This window comes from Bradyrhizobium sp. CCGB01 (assembly GCF_024199795.1).
Classification (GTDB): domain Bacteria; phylum Pseudomonadota; class Alphaproteobacteria; order Rhizobiales; family Xanthobacteraceae; genus Bradyrhizobium.
Genome location: NZ_JANADK010000001.1, coordinates 5,574,702 through 5,589,241, shown reverse-complemented (window position 1 = coordinate 5,589,241; position 14,540 = coordinate 5,574,702). Strand labels below are relative to the sequence as shown.

The following is a 14,540-nucleotide window of genomic DNA, read 5'->3' as shown; positions in this document are numbered from 1 at the left end:
GCGCCTCACCCCGACCCTCTCCCCGTAAGAACGGGGAGAGGGAGAAAAGGAAGCTACGCCGCCCGCGCATCATACGCGTACATGAAATCCATGCCCTTTGCGCCGAGCGGCAACAGCCATTTTATCATCTGATTGCGGACCCATGCGCCGGTGGCGCTGAATTCGCGCTTGCTGTTGCCATTGCGGCGCGCGATGGCGACGATCTTCTCGGCGCGCGGGCGCCGCTCGGCCTCGAAGGCCTGGAAGGTAGCGCCGAGCTCCCGGCCCTCCTGCATCAGCCGTGCGAGCCGCATCGCATCCTCGAGCGCGAGCGAAGCGCCCTGGCCCGCGTGGGGACTGGTCGCATGCGCGGCATCGCCGATCAGCAGCGAACGCTTGCGCGACCAGGTCGGCAAGGTTGCGACGTCGAGCGTGTCGGTGACCACGATGTTCTCGGCCGCTTCGATGATATCGGGGATCGGATCGTGCCAGCCGCGATGAAAACCGCGCAGATGCTGCTTCAGCGTCGCGTGGTCGAGGGCGCGGAACGTCGCCGCGTCCATGCCGCGCGCGGGCTGCGTGCTCCACCACATCACGCCGTCGTTCGGATCCGGGCTGCAATAGCCGTAGCCGAAGAAGCCGCTCTTGCCGAACGTGGTCTCGACGTGCCGGCCGATCGGCCGGCCGTCGAGGACGGCGTGCGGCACGAAGCCGCCGAACCCGATCAGTCCGGTGTCGAACGGTTGCGGACCGTCCGGCACGACCTGGCGGCGCACGACCGAGTGCACGCCGTCGGCGCCGATCAGGAAGTCGCCCTCGGCGGTGGTGCCGTCGGCGAAGTAAGCGATGATCTGCTGGTCGCCGCGGTCCTCGATCTTGATCAGGCGCTTTTCGAAATAGAGCGAGACGCAGGCGCACCAGGCCTTGTCGATCAGGATCTCATTCAGCGTGGCGCGGCAGACGTTGACGGCCGGCTGGCCGAAGCGCCGCGCCATGTCGCGGTTGATCGAGCCGAGCCGCTCGCCGCCCTGCGAATAGAAGTCGAAGGACTCCGCGATCGAGCCGCGGCTGATCAGCTCGTTCGCAAGACCGATCTCGTCCAGCACATGCATGCCGTTCGGCGCGATCTGCAGACCGCCGCCGATTCCCTTCGAATAGGGCCAGGCCTCGTAGATCGCGGACTCGATGCCGGCGCGGCGCAGCAGGATCGCGGTGACGGGCCCGGCGATGCCGGCGCCGATGATCAGGGCCTTGCGGGGACGGTAGGACATGGCTTGCTCCCGACGTTTCCGTGGTGCTAGGAGAAATTACGGTCGCTAAATCTCTTAGTGACTAAGATATATATCGACTAAGATATGAGGTGAGCCTTGTCAAGGACGAAGGCACGCACGGCGTTGCTGGGCGAATTGGAAGAGGCGATGCGCAGGTCGTCTGCGCAGGGCGTGCTCTATGGCCAGACCGTTGCGAACGTTGCCGGAATTGCCAATTCCGACCTCGAATGCATGGACATCCTCTATCTCGAGGGCCGCGTCACCGCGGGCCGGCTTGCCGAGGTCACGGGGCTGACGACGGGCGCGATCACCGGCGTGGTCGACCGGCTCGAGAAGGCTGGCCTCGTGCGCCGCGAGCGCGACGAGAAAGACCGCCGCAAGGTCTTCATTTCCGTCGTGCCGGAGCAGGCGATGAAGATCGGCCAGCTCTACGTGCCGATGCAGCAGGCGATGGAGAAGGTGTTTGGCGCCTATTCCGACCAGGAGCTGCGCCTGCTGCTGCGCTTCGCGACCGAGGGCTACAAGGGGGTGCTTGCCGCGACCGAGGCGCTGAAGGGCCTGCTCGACACGCCGCCGGAGAAACGTCCCGATCTCAAGCTGAAGAAGCTTCGTCGCTAGAGCGTTTTCAAGCGAAGTGGATACCGGTTCGCGTCAAGAAAACGCGTCAAGACAAGAACCAGACATTACCGTTCCGATTCCATCGGAACGGTAATGTCTGTCTTGTAGATTTGCGCGGCTGCGATCATGCCCCACATCGCGCCCAGCATCATCCAGAAGTGGCGCCAGTGATCGGTGTCGATCACGAAGCTCTCGCCGACGGTGCCGACGAAGGCGGAGAAGATCGCGAGATAGGCGCGCTGCCAGGGCACGCGGACGAAGATGTGCCGGAAGCCCATGATGACGGTGGTGAAGACCAGCGCGGGGTAGCACATGCCGGAGAGCCAGCCGCCGGACATGAAGGCGTTGAGGTAGGAGTTGTGGGTGTCCTCGGGGAAGTAGCGATGAAACTGCAAGGGGCCGATCCCGAACGGCAGGTCGAGCGCCATCTCGGCGCCGAGGATGTGCCGGCCGAAGCGGCCGAAGCGGCCTTCGTCATAGCTCTGGTCGAAGCTGGCGCGCTGCTTGAACATCTCGGCGGTGGAATCGAATGACAGCAGCACCGCGATCAGCGCCAATCCCAGCACGGCGGCGACGATCGCCATGATGACGATGCGCGAGCGCTGCGCGTTGGTGCGGCTGGTCAGCACCATCAGCACCAGCATGAAAGCCGATGTCAGCACCAGCCCGCCCCAGGCGGCGCGGGAAAAGGCGAGCAGGATCGCCAGCGACATGATGCCGAAGGCGATGACGTTGCGGAAAGCCTTGGCCAGCTTGTCCGAGACCACGCTCTGGAGCGCGAACAGCGCCGGCAGGATCAGGAAGGCGCCGAGCACGTTCGGGTCCTTGAATGTGCCGCGTGCGCGTCCGTACAGCGTGAGCAGGTCGTTTCCGCCGGGAACCAGGTGGAAGTAGCCGGCGACCGCCGACAGTGAGGCGACCATCGCGCCGGCCACGAGGCCGCGGCGGAGCATGTCGAGCCGGGCCGCGGTGTCCTCGGACGTGACCATGGCGAAGAAAACCACGGTGATCGCCATGTACCAGGAGGTCGCGATCCAGCTCACCACCTCGGACTGTTCGAACAGCGGGACCGCGCTGATGGTGTAGCCGACATTGAGCAGGACCAGCATCAGGATCAGCGGCATCAGCACGAGCCGCAGGCGCAGGCCGGTCGCGAAGAAGGTGACGGCGGCCAGCAGTGTCACGATCTCGTAGGGGCTCGGCTCGATGAAGACGATGGCGCCGGAGGCGCCGACCAGCCACACCAGCGCGCGCTGGATGGCCAGCACGCCGGGCGCAGCCGGCGCGGCAACGTTCACTCCACCGGCTGTCGCCGCATACGCCATCACACGCTCACGCTACTCGTACGCTACAAACACCGCTGTCATCGCCCGGCTTGATCGGGCGATCCAGTATTCCGCGGCGCGCGTTGCGGAAAACGGCAGCCGCTGCGGAGTACTGGATGCCCCGGTCAAGCCGGGGCATGACGGAGAAACTCAACTCAATACGCGTTCTCGTTCTTGGTCAGCAGCGAGATCGGCGTCTGCAGGAGAATGACGAGGTCGAACAGCACCGACCAGTTCTCGATGTAGTAGAGGTCGAACTCGACGCGCTTCTGGATCTTCTCTTCATTATCGATCTCACCGCGCCAGCCGTTGATCTGGGCCCAGCCGGTGATGCCGGGCTTGACGCGGTGGCGGGCGAAGTAGCCGTCGACGGCTTCGTCGAACAGGCGGCTCTGGAGCTTGCCCTGCACGGCGTGCGGACGCGGGCCGACCAGGGACAGGTTGCCGGAGAACACCACGTTGAAGAGCTGCGGCAGCTCGTCGAGGCTGGTCTTGCGGATGAAGCGGCCGACGCGGGTGACGCGCGGATCGTTCTTGGTCACGACCTTGGAGGCGGTCGGGTCGGCCTGGTGGTGGTACATCGAACGGAATTTGTAGACGTCGATGCGCTCGTTGTTGAAGCCGAAACGCTTTTGGCGGAACAGCACGGGGCCGGGGCTGTCGAGCTTCACCGCCAGCGCCACCAATCCCATCACCGGCAGGGCTGCGAGCAGCGCAAGGCCGCCGACGATGCGGTCGAACAGCCACTTCATCACCAGGTCCCAGTCGGTGATCGGCGCCTCGAACACGTCGAGCGTCGGCACCTCGCCGAGATAGGAATAGGAGCGGGGACGGAAACGCAGCTTGTTGGTATGCGCGGACAGGCGGATGTCGACCGGCAGCACCCAGAGCTTCTTCAGCATCTCCAGGATGCGCGTCTCCGCCGAAATTGGCAGCGCGAACAGCACCAGATCGACCCGGGTGCGGCGGGCGAATTCGACGATGTCGTCGACCTTGCCGAGCTTGCGCGCGCCGGCGCAGGTATCGAGCGCGCGGCTGTCGTTGCGGTCGTCGAACACGCCGAGCACATGGATGTCGGAATCCTCCTGGGCGTTCAGCGCCTCGACCAGCTGCTCGCCATTGCTGTCGGAGCCGACGATGATGGTGCGGCGGTCGAGCCGGCCCTGGCGTGCCCAGGCGCGCACCAGCGAGCGCAGTACCAGACGTTCGAAGATGAGCGCGGCGAGCCCGAGGAAGTAGAAGGCGGCAAGCCACAGCCGCGACATTTCGCTGCCGAACTTGGCGAAGAAGGATGCGCCGATGAACAGCAGGAAGACGAACGACCAGGACGAGATCATCCGCGTCATCTGCCGGAGCTGGCCGCGGAACAGCTGCACCTGATACATGTCGGCGGCCTGGAAGCAGACCACGGCGGCGCCCGCGACGGCGACGATTTCCGCGGGGTAAACCCAGCTGAAGGAGCCGGCCCGCGGCATGACATAGCCGACATAGAGCGCGATGCCGACGAAGCTCAGCAGCGCGAAATCGGCCAGGCGGACGAAGCCCGCGATGACGATCGGCGAATAGGCGCGGGCGACCTTCTGGTTGACGACTTCGAGCGCGGCGGGCGAGAGCCGGCGACGGCGCTCCACAAAGGGTTGGTCAGCCGGCTTCGCCGCGGCGCTTGTCGCGGCATCCAGCATCGAGCGTGCGTTGAGCGGTTCCACGGGCGTCCACGTCCATTCCAAATAACCCGCGGCGCAGCGTTGCGCCCGGGCGAGCATCCCCTGGCACCTCGACTATCGGACAAATCGGAAGATTCTCTAAAGCGGTCTTAAGGATGGTTAATGATTGGCAAATGCGTCGCGATAACCAGCGAGCACGCCGTCAACCATCGCCTGCTGGGAGAAATGTGCGGAAATGCGCTCGCGCAAGGAGACGGCGCGCTGCGCGGTGCCTTGCGGATCGTCGAGTGCTGCCGCGATCGCTTCTGCCATGGCCTCAGCGTTGCTCGCCGCAAACAGTGCCGGGCTCTCAGGCCCGAAAATCTCGGGGATGCCGCCGACGCGGGCCGCGATCATGGGAATGCCGGCAGCTCCCGCCTCGATCACGACATAGGGCATGGAATCGCCGCGCGAAGGCACGACCAGCAGCCGCCCCTTGGAGAAGCCGTAACGCGCCTTGACGTGACCGATGAAGCGGATCGCGTTCGAGAGGCCGAGCTTCTCGACCTGCGCCTTCAGCGCCGCGGTCTCCTCGCCGTCGCCGCCGAGCGTGAGCGTGACCTTCTTGCCGCCCTCGTGCAGGCGCGCCACCGCATCGACCAGCAGATCTGCGCCCTTGATGTGCCTGAACTCGCCGACATAGGCGAGATCGGTGGCATCGTCGGCGAGAACGACCGGCTCGAACTCTTCCGGCGTCACGCCGTTGAAGACGCAGTGCACCACGCCCTTGGGCGTTCCGACGATGCGCTGATAGGTGTCGCGGGCAAATGCGCTCTCGAACAGGAACAGGTCCGTCGCGTCCATCAAAGTGCGTTCGAGCCGGGCGTAGAACTCGCCCTTGAGCGTGTTGAGCGGGTAGTGCAGCGAGCCGCCATGCGGAGTGTAGATGCGGATGGTGTCGTCGGAGCGCCGCCGCATGCGGACAAAAGCGCCGGCTTTGGCGCCGTGGCCGTGCATGACGTCAGGTTTGAGCTCGCCGATCAGGCGCCGCATCCGCAGCCACACCAGGACATCGTCCGGCGAGGGTTCGCGGCGGATCGCGAGGCGATGCACGCCGAGCTTCAGCCGCGGTGCGAGCTCGGCCAGCGCCTTGTCCGCGCGCTCGCCGCCGGTGAGGCTGTCGGCGAGAATCCCGACATGATGACCGCGATCGACCTGGCCGTTGGCGAGATCGAGGATGTGGCGGAAGATGCCACCGACGGGCGCGCGCACGGCGTGCAGGATGCGGAGCGGCCGGTCGGGAGAGGGGGGCATGATCAGAACCAGCGCTCGACGGCGAATGCTCGAACAATTCTCGAAATATCGAGATGGATTAAGAAGCCCTCGTGGTTAACAAACGGTGACGAGCGCGCGCGCGCCGATCGCCGCACGGCGCGATTAACCCAGCGGCAACCTTAATGGAGTGTAATCGCCCCGGTTGAGGTAGAGTCGCAGCGTTGCCCTGCGGGAGTGTTCGATGCGTTTAGCGTTCTGGCGTGCCGGCAAGGACAAGGCTGTGATCGAGCGGGCGGTGTCGAAGCCCAAAGCCGAAGCCAAGGTGGCCGAGGCTGCTCCCAAGGTTGAAGCAAAGCCTGCGCCCGTTGCCCCGAAGCAGGCACCGGTTGAATCCGGCGATATCGATCTTCATGCGCTCGGCGGCGCGCTTGCGCACAAGCGCGGCTGGATCATCGTGCCGACGGTGCTCGCGCTCGTTGCCTCCATCGCCGTCGTCAATTTCATCACGCCGCGCTACAAGTCTGAATCCCGCATCCTGATCGACGGCCGCGAGAACGTGTTCCTGCGGCCGAGCAGCGACCGCAGCACCGAAGAACGGCAGGCGCTCGACCCCGAGGCTGTGACGAGCCAGGTCCAGCTCGTGCTGTCGCGCGATCTCGCGCGCGAGATCATCAAGAAGAACAAGCTTGCGGAGCGGCCCGAGTTCGATCCGGTTCTGCAAGGCATTTCGCCGCTGAAGTCACTGGCGGCGCTGATCGGCATCGGCCGCGATCCGTTCTCGATGACGCCGGAAGAACGCGTGCTGGACGCCTATTACGAGCGCCTCCAGGCCTACGCTGTCGACAAGTCGCGCGTCATCGTCGTCGAATTCCAGTCTGCCGATCCGGACCTGGCCGCGCGCGTTGCCAATTCGATCGCCGACGGCTATCTCGTGCTCCAGCAGAGCGCACGCCAGGAGCAGGCCAAGAACGCCAGCCAGTGGCTCGCGGGAGAGATCGAGAGCCTGCGCAAGAAGGTTTCCGACGCCGAAGCCAAGGTCGAGGATTTCCGTTCCAAATCGAGCCTGTTCATCGGCACCAACAACACCACGCTGTCGAACCAGCAGATGGGCGAGGTCAACACCCAGCTCAACAATGCACGCTCGATGAAGGCCGACGCGGAGTCCAGGGCCCGGTTGATCCGCGAGATGCTCCAGAGCGGCAAGCCGATCGAAGCGTCCGAGGTGGTGAATTCCGAACTGATGCGGCGGCTGTCCGAGCAGCGGGTGACGTTGCGGGCGCAGCTCGCCGAACAGTCGTCCACGCTGCTCGGCAATCACCCGCGGATCAAGGAGCTGAAGGCGCAGCTTGGCGACCTCGACAACCAAATTCGCGACGAAGCGGCCAAGATCTCGCGCTCGCTCGAAAGCGATGCGCGGATCGCCAGTGGCCGGGTCGACGGCCTGACGGCGAGCCTCGATCAGCTCAAGAAGCAGGCGACCTCGACCAACGGTCAGGACGTCCAGCTCCGCGCGCTCGAGCGCGAAGCCAAGGCCCAGCGCGATCTGCTCGAGACCTATCTTGGGAAATATCGCGAGGCCAGCACCCGCGAGAGCATTGATACGGCGCCGACAGAGGGCCGCATCATCTCGCGCGCCGTCGTCTCGAACACGCCGGCCTATCCAAAGAAGCTGCCGATCGTGCTGATCGCGACGATCGCGACGCTGCTGCTCTCGTCGGGCGTCGTCGTCACCGGCGAGCTGCTGCGCCAGACCGCGCCGCGCGCGGTGGCTGCGTTCACGCCGGCGCAAACGCGGGCGCCGGTGCGCCAAGACCCGATAGTCGAGCCGGTGGTCCAGCCGGCGGTTCAGCCGGCGGTCGAACCGATGGTGGACCCGGTCGTGGATGACGCCACGCCGCTTCAGCCCGAGATGGCGGCCGATGCCGACGTTACCGAATTCGCCGAGATCGAGCGTCTCGCTGACAGCCTGCGCGCTGCGGGACCAGCGGCCAAGAAGGTCACGGTGCTCGGCACCGCAGCCGGTGAAGCCATCACGCTGTCGACGCTGACGCTGGCCCGGCACCTGGCGCGCGATGCGCGCGTCGTTGTGGTCGATCTCGCGGCGTCCTCGCCGACCATTGCCGCGGTGTCCGTCGATGCTTCGGCTCCCGGCATTGCCGAGCTGATGCAGGGCGAGGCGTCCTTTGCGCAAGTCATCACCCGGGACAGGCTCTCGCGGCTGCACCTGGTCATGGCCGGCCGTCCCGGCTTCGATCGCAGCCTGCTGCAATCGCCGCGGGTGACGCTCGCGATCGACGCGTTGCTCCGCGCCTACGACCACGTGCTGCTGGATGCCGGCAGCGCCTCGGATCTTCCGGCGGAGCTGTTGACGGCGAATGCCCGCGCCGTCGTGGTGCCCGATGCGTCGATGGCCGCGGATGCACGCGCGCTGATGTGCGAGCAGCTGAGGGCCGTCGGCTTCAGCGAGGTGACCATGCTGAGCAGGCCGGTGCAGCCGTCGAATGCGGCGGAACCGCCGCGCGTCGTGGCGGCGTGATCTCTCTTACCCTCTCCCCTTGTGGGAGAGGGTGGCTCGCCGCATAGCGGCGAGACGGGTGAGGGTATCTCTCCGCGAGTCCCATTCGCATGAGTGCACGCGGATAAATACCCCTCATCCGGCGCTTCGCGCCACCTTCTCCCACAAGGGGAGAAGGGAAGAGCGTCGCAAGTGGATAGAGAGAGCTAAAGAGCTTGTAGGGCTACCCGAACGCCTGTCGCAGCCGGCGCGCCAGGTCGAACAGCATCTGGTTCTGCTTCACCAGCCGTTTGCCGTGGCTCAGCGAGGACATCGCCATCGCCGCGAGTTTTCCGCGCGCGGTCAGGGGCACGAAGCTGTCGAAAATGTCGTCGTCGTCCTTGCAGAACATGCGCTTGTAATCGTCGGAGCCGATGCCGAGGTCGAGCGAGCGGTAGCCGCCTTCGGCATAGCGGTCGATGATGTAGCGCATCAGGATCAGCCCGGGGCTGTAGCGGGCGTGCTCGGACATCGTGTAGGTGTTGAACATCATCGAGAAGCGCTGGCCGTCGGCGACGCCGGCGAAGATCGCGATGACCTCGTCGTCGCATTCGAGCGCATGGATGTCGATGACGCGGCCTTCGCCGCGCGGCGCAAGGCACGCGCTGCGGATAAACGCTTCGACGCCAGGCTCGGCAAAGACGTTGGGCAGTTTCTGTTCGGCCATCCGCGCCGGCTTGACGCGGAAGAACCAGTCGAGCAGGCGGGTGACGTCCGCATCCGTCGTGGCAAGGTGATAGCGATAGCCGGCAAGCGCCTGGAGCTTCTTCTCCTTGCTCTTGAGGCGGCGGCGGAAGGAGTTGCTGATCCGCGATGTGGGCGGCCCGCCCGGCTCCATCGCCAGAAGCGGGCAGCCGTTGATCGCACTCTGCCGCGGCAGTAGCGCGAACGGGTTGTTCTGGTCGTGCCAGCGCAGCGGCTGCTGCGTCAGCGAGAGCACGTCGGCATGCTCGCGCAGCGGCGCAATCAGCGCGTCGAGATCGGCGATGGTGGTCTGTGCCGCGAACCCGGCGTTCCACAGACCCATGTTGAAGGTGGTGTGCTTGCCGCCCATGAAGCAGGCGGTGCGGACGCCGTGAGCCTGGCGCAGCGAGAGCGGCAGCAGCAGGAGCGGCTGGCGCTCGGCGTCGCGGGCAATGACGATGAAGGGCTGAGCGCCTTCATGATTGCCGACGAGCCGTTGCCACGGGCTGAGCAGATCGAAGCGCTGATATGGCGTGAAGAGGTGGCCGCTCTCCTCGAACGCGCGCCAGACCGCCTCGGCCTCGGCCAGATCGGTGACGATATCGACATGCGCGATACGGTTCGGTTTCGACCGCGCTGGCGATTCTGCCGTCCGGCTTTGCATCGCCGCAGCCATGGTCATTCGCGAAACCTGTCGAGAAACGAAAATATGCGTAATTCGGCCTGTGGCCGACCTTTGCAAAGAAATGTCAACAAAGGGTAATGACAATAGGGCGAACGCGAAGGTGGGATATTGGCATCCGACGACAGATGGCTGGAGCGGTTGCGGCTCGAACTGGCCTGGTTCACCGGCCAGGCCGTGCTGCGCAGCCGCGGTGCCGGCGCCATCCTGCGTTTTCAACGCGTGCGGCCAAAGCGGCGCGGCGCGTTCCAGCCACTGCGTGAAGGCGAGATCAGTCCGCAATTTCTCGACCGCGCGATCCGCGCGCTGAAGCAGTGGCAGTATGAATTCCTCGGCATGGACGAGGTTTGCCGGCGCGCGGTCACGCTGCCGGATCAGCGGCGCTTCGTGGCGCTCACTTTCGACGGTGCGAACAAGGACCTGATCAGCTTTGCCTATCCGGTGCTTGCGCGTCACGCCGTGCCCTTCACGGTCTACGTGCCCACCGCGTTTCCCGACGGAGTCGGGGAGGCCTGGTGGCTCGGGCTCGAGCAGGTGATCGCGCGCGAGAGCCGCATCAGCCTGATGATGGGCGAGAAGGAGCAGCGCTTCACCGTCACCGGCAATGCCGAGAAGCAGGCGCTGTTCTCGCATCTCGAGGGCTGGCTGCGTTCGCTGCCGCCGGCGGAGCTGTCGGCCGCGATCGCCGATCTCTGCACGCGCTACCGGGTCGATCTCGCCGCGCTCTCGCGCGAAGCGTCGATGGATTGGGAGGATCTGGCAAGGCTGGCCGCCGATCCGCTCGTCACGATCGGCAGTGCGACCGTGAACTATCCCGTTCTCGCCAACATGAAAGATGCCGCCGCGCTGCGCGAGATGACGATGGGCAAGGCGGTGGCGGAATCGGCCTTCGATCGCGAGATCAGGCATCTGGCCTTTCCGTTCGGCGATCGCTCTTCGTTCCGGCGCAGCCACGTCGTCATGGCAGAGGAGGCCGGCTTCGCCAGCGCTGTCTCGACGATCCCGGGCATCGTGGATGCGGAGGGGCGCACCAATCTGCGGGCGCTGCCGCGGATTTCGTGGGACGGCCGGGTCCGCTCGCTGCGCATGCTGCGCGTGCTGGTGTCGGGTGTTGCCTTTGCGCCGGTGAAACCGACGGGCAGCGCTACGAACTAGATTTGGCGCGGTCGGGCCGCTGCATCCAGCTCACGATCGGCATCGCCGGCAGCACCCAGCCCATCCCGACCACCACGTAATAGATCGCCTGCCGCCAGCCGGATTCGGCGATCCAGGGCATCTGCGCCAGCGCCATGCCGAGCAGGGCCCAGACGGTGGCCAGCACCAGGAGCAGGATGGCACCGAGGAACTTGCGAGTGCGGATCGTCATGGCGGAATACTGCGGCTTTCGCGTAACTTGCGCGGCGGGAGCGGGGGACTATAAGGGGCACGCAGTCCGGTTCAAGCCCTGGTTTTGTTCTGAGATGACAATGATTTCCGCCCCGTCCGAGCCGCATCGCGCCGTGCGCTGGTGGCTGCTCTCCGTGGCCGCGCTGATTGCGCTGATGGTGCTGGTCGGCGGTGCGACGCGGCTGACGGAATCCGGCCTCTCGATCGTCGAATGGAAGCCGGTCACGGGCAGCGTTCCGCCGCTCTCGGAGACCCAGTGGACTGAGGCGTTCGAGGCCTACAAGAAGATCCCTCAATATCGCGAGCTCAATGCGGGCATGAGCCTGTCGGAGTTCAAGGAGATTTTCTGGTGGGAATGGAGCCACCGATTTCTCGGCCGATTCATCGGCGTGGCCTATCTCCTGCCGTTCCTGTTCTTCCTGTGGCGCGGCGGCCTGTCGGGTGAGTTGAAGCGGCGGCTGTGGCTGCTGTTCGCGCTCGGCGGTCTCCAGGGCGCTGTCGGCTGGTGGATGGTGGCCTCGGGCCTGACGGAACGCGTCGAGGTCTCGCAATATCGGTTGGCGACGCATCTGGTGCTGGCGCTCCTGATCTTCGCCGGCATCGTCTGGACGGTGCGGCGGCTCGCCGGGCGCTCGCAGGTCATTGCGCCCGCGCGGCTGCGGTTCACCAGCGTGCTGCTGCTCGTCGTGACCTTCGTCCAGATCTATTTCGGCGCGCTGGTCGCGGGCCTGCGTGCCGGGCGCGCCTACAACACCTGGCCGCAGATCGACGGTGCGTTCATTCCGTCGGCGGACCGGCTGTGGTTCGAGACGCCGTGGTGGCGCAACATGTTCGACAACGTGCTGACCGTGCAGTTCGAGCACCGCATGACGGCTTATGCGCTTTTCGTGCTGGCGGCGCTGCATGCGTTCGATGCTGTGCGTTCGCGTGCGGGGGCCGCGGTAAGCGGCGCGCTGTTGGTGCTAGGCGCGGTGAGCCTGCAGGCTGTGCTCGGCATCCTCACGCTGCTCAACCAGGTGCCGATTGATCTCGCGCTGGCGCATCAGGCGGTCGCGATCGTGGTGCTGGCGCTTGCGGTGATGCAGACGGAGCGGCTGGCTGCGCGGCAGCCGGCGGAAGCGCAGACGCGCGCGGTTCCGGTGAGCCAGCCCGGCTGATCAGCAATAGCCGTAGATGCCGCAGGCGTAGGGCAGTCGCCAGAAATAACCGACCTGCGGTCCGCCGTAATACGGGCCCTGATAGTCGTAGTCCCAGGGGCGGCCGTAATAGCCCGGCAGCGTGTTCGATCCCGGCAGCAGCGGTGTGCCCGGCAGGTTGCGGATGTAGCTGCCAATGCCATAGGCCGGCGAGATCAGCGCATCCGGATCGGTCTCGACATAGACTTGTGGCGGCTCCTGCGGCGGCGCAGCGGCCCGCCGCTTCGGCGTGGCCGGAAGGTCGGCGGCAACCGCAGCTGAGACCGTCAGCATCGCCGCAAGGGCAGGCACCATCCAGCGCAGCATCGTCGGCTCCGAATCAAGGGGTGATCCAGAGACGATGTATGCGGCAGATATGGTTAATGACTGTTAATTGCGGCCGCCCAAACAGCTGCTGTCATTCCGGGGCGGTCCGGCAGGACCGAACCCGGAATCTAGAGCTGACCAGACAATATCGAGGTTCCCCGGTGCGCAATTGCGCACCTGAGGTTCGGTGCTTCGCACCGCCCCGGAACGACGGGAAACTACGCCCCCAGCGCCTGTTCCAGGTCGGCGATCAGATCTTCCTTGTCCTCGATGCCGATTGAGAGCCGGACAACGTCGGGGCCGGCGCCGGACTTGACCTTCGCGGCGTCGTCGAGCTGGCTGTGCGTGGTCGAGGCCGGGTGGATCACCAGCGAGCGGGTGTCGCCGACATTGGCCAGATGCGAGAACAGCTGCAGTTTCGACACCAGGCTGACGCCGGCGTCATAGCCGCCCTTGAGGCTGAAGGTGAACACGGCGCCTGCGCCCTTCGGGGCGTATTTCCGCGCAAGCTGGTTGTACTTGTCGCTCGGCAGGCCCGCATAGCTCACCGAGGCCACCGCCGGATGGCCGGCGAGGAATTCGGCGATCGCTTTCGCGTTGTCGCAGTGCTTCTGCATGCGCAGTGGCAGCGTCTCGATGCCGGTGAGGATCATGAAGGCGTTGAACGGCGACAGCGCCGGTCCGAGGTCGCGCAGGCCCAGCACGCGGCAGGCGATCGCGAAGGCGAAATTGCCAAAGGTCTCCTGCAGGCGGATGCCGTGATATTCGGGCCGCGGCTCCGAGAGCATCGGGTATTTGCCGCCGGTGGACCAGTCGAAGGTGCCGGCATCGACGATGATGCCGCCGAGCGAATTGCCGTGGCCGCCCAGGAATTTCGTCAGCGAGTGCACGACGATGTCGGCGCCATGATCGATCGGGCGGATCAGATAGGGCGAGGCCAGCGTGTTGTCGACGATCAGCGGCACGCCCGCCTTGCGCGCGACCGTCGAGATCGCCTCGATGTCGGTGATGCTGCCGCCGGGATTGGCGATCGACTCGATGAAGATGGCCTTCGTGCGCGGCGTCACCGCGCGCTCGAAGCTTGCGATGTCGTCGGGATCGGCCCACACCACGTTCCAGCCAAAGCTCTTGAACGCATGCGTGAACTGGTTGATCGAGCCGCCGTAGAGCTTGCGCGCGGCGATGAACTCGTCGCCGGGCTGGAGCAATTGCTGCAATATCACGACCTGCGCGGCGTGGCCCGAGGCGACCGCAAGCGCGGCGGTGCCACCTTCGAGCGCGGCAACGCGCTCTTCAAGCACGGCGTTGGTGGGATTGCCGATGCGGGTATAGATGTTGCCGAACGCCTGCAGGCCGAACAGCGAGGCGGCGTGGTCGGCGTCGTTGAAGACGAAAGACGTGGTTTGATAAATCGGAGTCGCGCGCGCACCGGTGGTGGGATCGGGCTGTGCACCGGCATGCACGGCGAGGGTTGAAAATCCCGGAAGGCGATCGCTCATTGAGGCGTCCTGTTCTCGTTTGTCTGAAATCGCGCGGCATGCTGATCGGCGCCGCGCCCGCCGTCAAGGCGCCGCGTCACATCGGAACGATCGTGCTGCGCATTGTCGCGTCGGCGAAATGA

General features: G+C 65.5%; 13 protein-coding genes. 5 read left to right on the top strand and 8 right to left on the bottom strand.

All coding sequences use genetic code 11. The features are described from left to right. Window positions 1-53: 53 nt before the first annotated feature. Window positions 54-1,250 (bottom strand): FAD-dependent monooxygenase, encoded by a 1,197-nt coding sequence (locus NLM25_RS25845; protein ID WP_254138870.1) that lies wholly within the window; start codon window positions 1,248-1,250, stop codon window positions 54-56. A 147-nt stretch (window positions 1,251-1,397) separates the two neighbouring features. Between NLM25_RS25845 and NLM25_RS25840 the strand changes: the two genes are divergently transcribed. Beyond that, complete coding sequence (locus NLM25_RS25840) at window positions 1,398-1,868, top strand: MarR family transcriptional regulator (RefSeq protein ID WP_254141265.1); 471 nt, start codon at window positions 1,398-1,400, stop codon at window positions 1,866-1,868. 65 nt (window positions 1,869-1,933) lie between these two features. Here the strand turns inward: NLM25_RS25840 and NLM25_RS25835 are convergent, their stop codons facing one another. The 3 genes from NLM25_RS25835 to NLM25_RS25825 form a co-directional block, all read right to left on the bottom strand. Next, complete coding sequence (locus NLM25_RS25835) at window positions 1,934-3,193, bottom strand: O-antigen ligase (RefSeq protein ID WP_254138869.1); 1,260 nt, start codon at window positions 3,191-3,193, stop codon at window positions 1,934-1,936. 155 nt (window positions 3,194-3,348) lie between these two features. Beyond that, complete coding sequence (locus NLM25_RS25830; protein WP_254138868.1) at window positions 3,349-4,899, bottom strand: undecaprenyl-phosphate glucose phosphotransferase; 1,551 nt, start codon at window positions 4,897-4,899, stop codon at window positions 3,349-3,351. Window positions 4,900-5,016: 117 nt separating this feature from the next. Further along, window positions 5,017-6,150 carry a glycosyltransferase family 4 protein gene (locus NLM25_RS25825; RefSeq protein ID WP_254138867.1) on the bottom strand — a complete coding sequence of 378 codons (1,134 nt, stop codon included), beginning with the start codon at window positions 6,148-6,150 and terminating at the stop codon, window positions 5,017-5,019. Between the two features lie 202 nt (window positions 6,151-6,352). On the opposite strand from NLM25_RS25825, the gene NLM25_RS25820 reads away from it, so the two are divergent. Further along, window positions 6,353-8,647: an exopolysaccharide transport family protein gene (locus NLM25_RS25820; RefSeq protein WP_254138866.1), complete on the top strand. Its 2,295-nt coding sequence runs from the start codon at window positions 6,353-6,355 to the stop codon at window positions 8,645-8,647. A gap of 202 nt (window positions 8,648-8,849) precedes the next feature. Here NLM25_RS25820 and NLM25_RS25815 read toward each other — a convergent pair whose 3' ends face one another. After that, window positions 8,850-10,031 carry a GNAT family N-acetyltransferase gene (locus NLM25_RS25815; protein ID WP_254138865.1) on the bottom strand — a complete coding sequence of 394 codons (1,182 nt, stop codon included), beginning with the start codon at window positions 10,029-10,031 and terminating at the stop codon, window positions 8,850-8,852. A gap of 111 nt (window positions 10,032-10,142) precedes the next feature. On the opposite strand from NLM25_RS25815, the gene NLM25_RS25810 reads away from it, so the two are divergent. After that, window positions 10,143-11,186, top strand: a complete 1,044-nt coding sequence (locus tag NLM25_RS25810) for a polysaccharide deacetylase family protein (protein WP_254138864.1) — start codon at window positions 10,143-10,145, stop codon at window positions 11,184-11,186. Here NLM25_RS25810 and NLM25_RS25805 read toward each other — a convergent pair. Next, a complete protein-coding gene (locus NLM25_RS25805; protein ID WP_027529931.1) occupies window positions 11,176-11,397 on the bottom strand; it encodes a DUF2842 domain-containing protein in 222 nt (73 codons plus the stop codon). The genes NLM25_RS25810 and NLM25_RS25805 overlap by 11 nt on opposite strands. 94 nt (window positions 11,398-11,491) lie before the next feature. Between NLM25_RS25805 and NLM25_RS25800 the strand changes: the two genes are divergently transcribed. After that, a complete protein-coding gene (locus tag NLM25_RS25800; protein ID WP_254138863.1) occupies window positions 11,492-12,574 on the top strand; it encodes a COX15/CtaA family protein in 1,083 nt (360 codons plus the stop codon). Here the strand turns inward: NLM25_RS25800 and NLM25_RS25795 are convergent, their stop codons facing one another. Beyond that, window positions 12,575-12,919, bottom strand: coding sequence for a hypothetical protein (locus NLM25_RS25795; protein WP_254120160.1), 345 nt, complete (start codon window positions 12,917-12,919; stop codon window positions 12,575-12,577). It lies immediately after the preceding gene. Between the two features lie 218 nt (window positions 12,920-13,137). Continuing rightward, complete coding sequence (locus NLM25_RS25790) at window positions 13,138-14,418, bottom strand: O-acetylhomoserine aminocarboxypropyltransferase (RefSeq protein ID WP_254120159.1); 1,281 nt, start codon at window positions 14,416-14,418, stop codon at window positions 13,138-13,140. Between NLM25_RS25790 and NLM25_RS43935 the strand changes: the two genes are divergently transcribed. Beyond that, entirely contained in the window at window positions 14,418-14,540 is a 123-nt protein-coding gene (locus tag NLM25_RS43935; protein ID WP_256565492.1) for a hypothetical protein, read from the top strand. The two genes, NLM25_RS25790 and NLM25_RS43935, sit on opposite strands and share 1 nt — an antisense overlap.

Coding starts and splice junctions, on each gene's coding strand:
- NLM25_RS25825 (WP_254138867.1), bottom strand. CDS start 6,150: ATGCCCCCCTCTCCCGACCGGCCGCTCCGCATCCTGCACGCCGTGCGC.
- NLM25_RS25815 (WP_254138865.1), bottom strand. CDS start 10,031: ATGACCATGGCTGCGGCGATGCAAAGCCGGACGGCAGAATCGCCAGCG.
- NLM25_RS25795 (WP_254120160.1), bottom strand. CDS start 12,919: ATGCTGCGCTGGATGGTGCCTGCCCTTGCGGCGATGCTGACGGTCTCA.
- NLM25_RS25845 (WP_254138870.1), bottom strand. CDS start 1,250: ATGTCCTACCGTCCCCGCAAGGCCCTGATCATCGGCGCCGGCATCGCC.
- NLM25_RS25790 (WP_254120159.1), bottom strand. CDS start 14,418: ATGAGCGATCGCCTTCCGGGATTTTCAACCCTCGCCGTGCATGCCGGT.
- NLM25_RS25840 (WP_254141265.1), top strand. CDS start 1,398: ATGCGCAGGTCGTCTGCGCAGGGCGTGCTCTATGGCCAGACCGTTGCG.
- NLM25_RS25820 (WP_254138866.1), top strand. CDS start 6,353: ATGCGTTTAGCGTTCTGGCGTGCCGGCAAGGACAAGGCTGTGATCGAG.
- NLM25_RS25835 (WP_254138869.1), bottom strand. CDS start 3,193: ATGGCGTATGCGGCGACAGCCGGTGGAGTGAACGTTGCCGCGCCGGCT.
- NLM25_RS25800 (WP_254138863.1), top strand. CDS start 11,492: ATGACAATGATTTCCGCCCCGTCCGAGCCGCATCGCGCCGTGCGCTGG.
- NLM25_RS25805 (WP_027529931.1), bottom strand. CDS start 11,397: ATGACGATCCGCACTCGCAAGTTCCTCGGTGCCATCCTGCTCCTGGTG.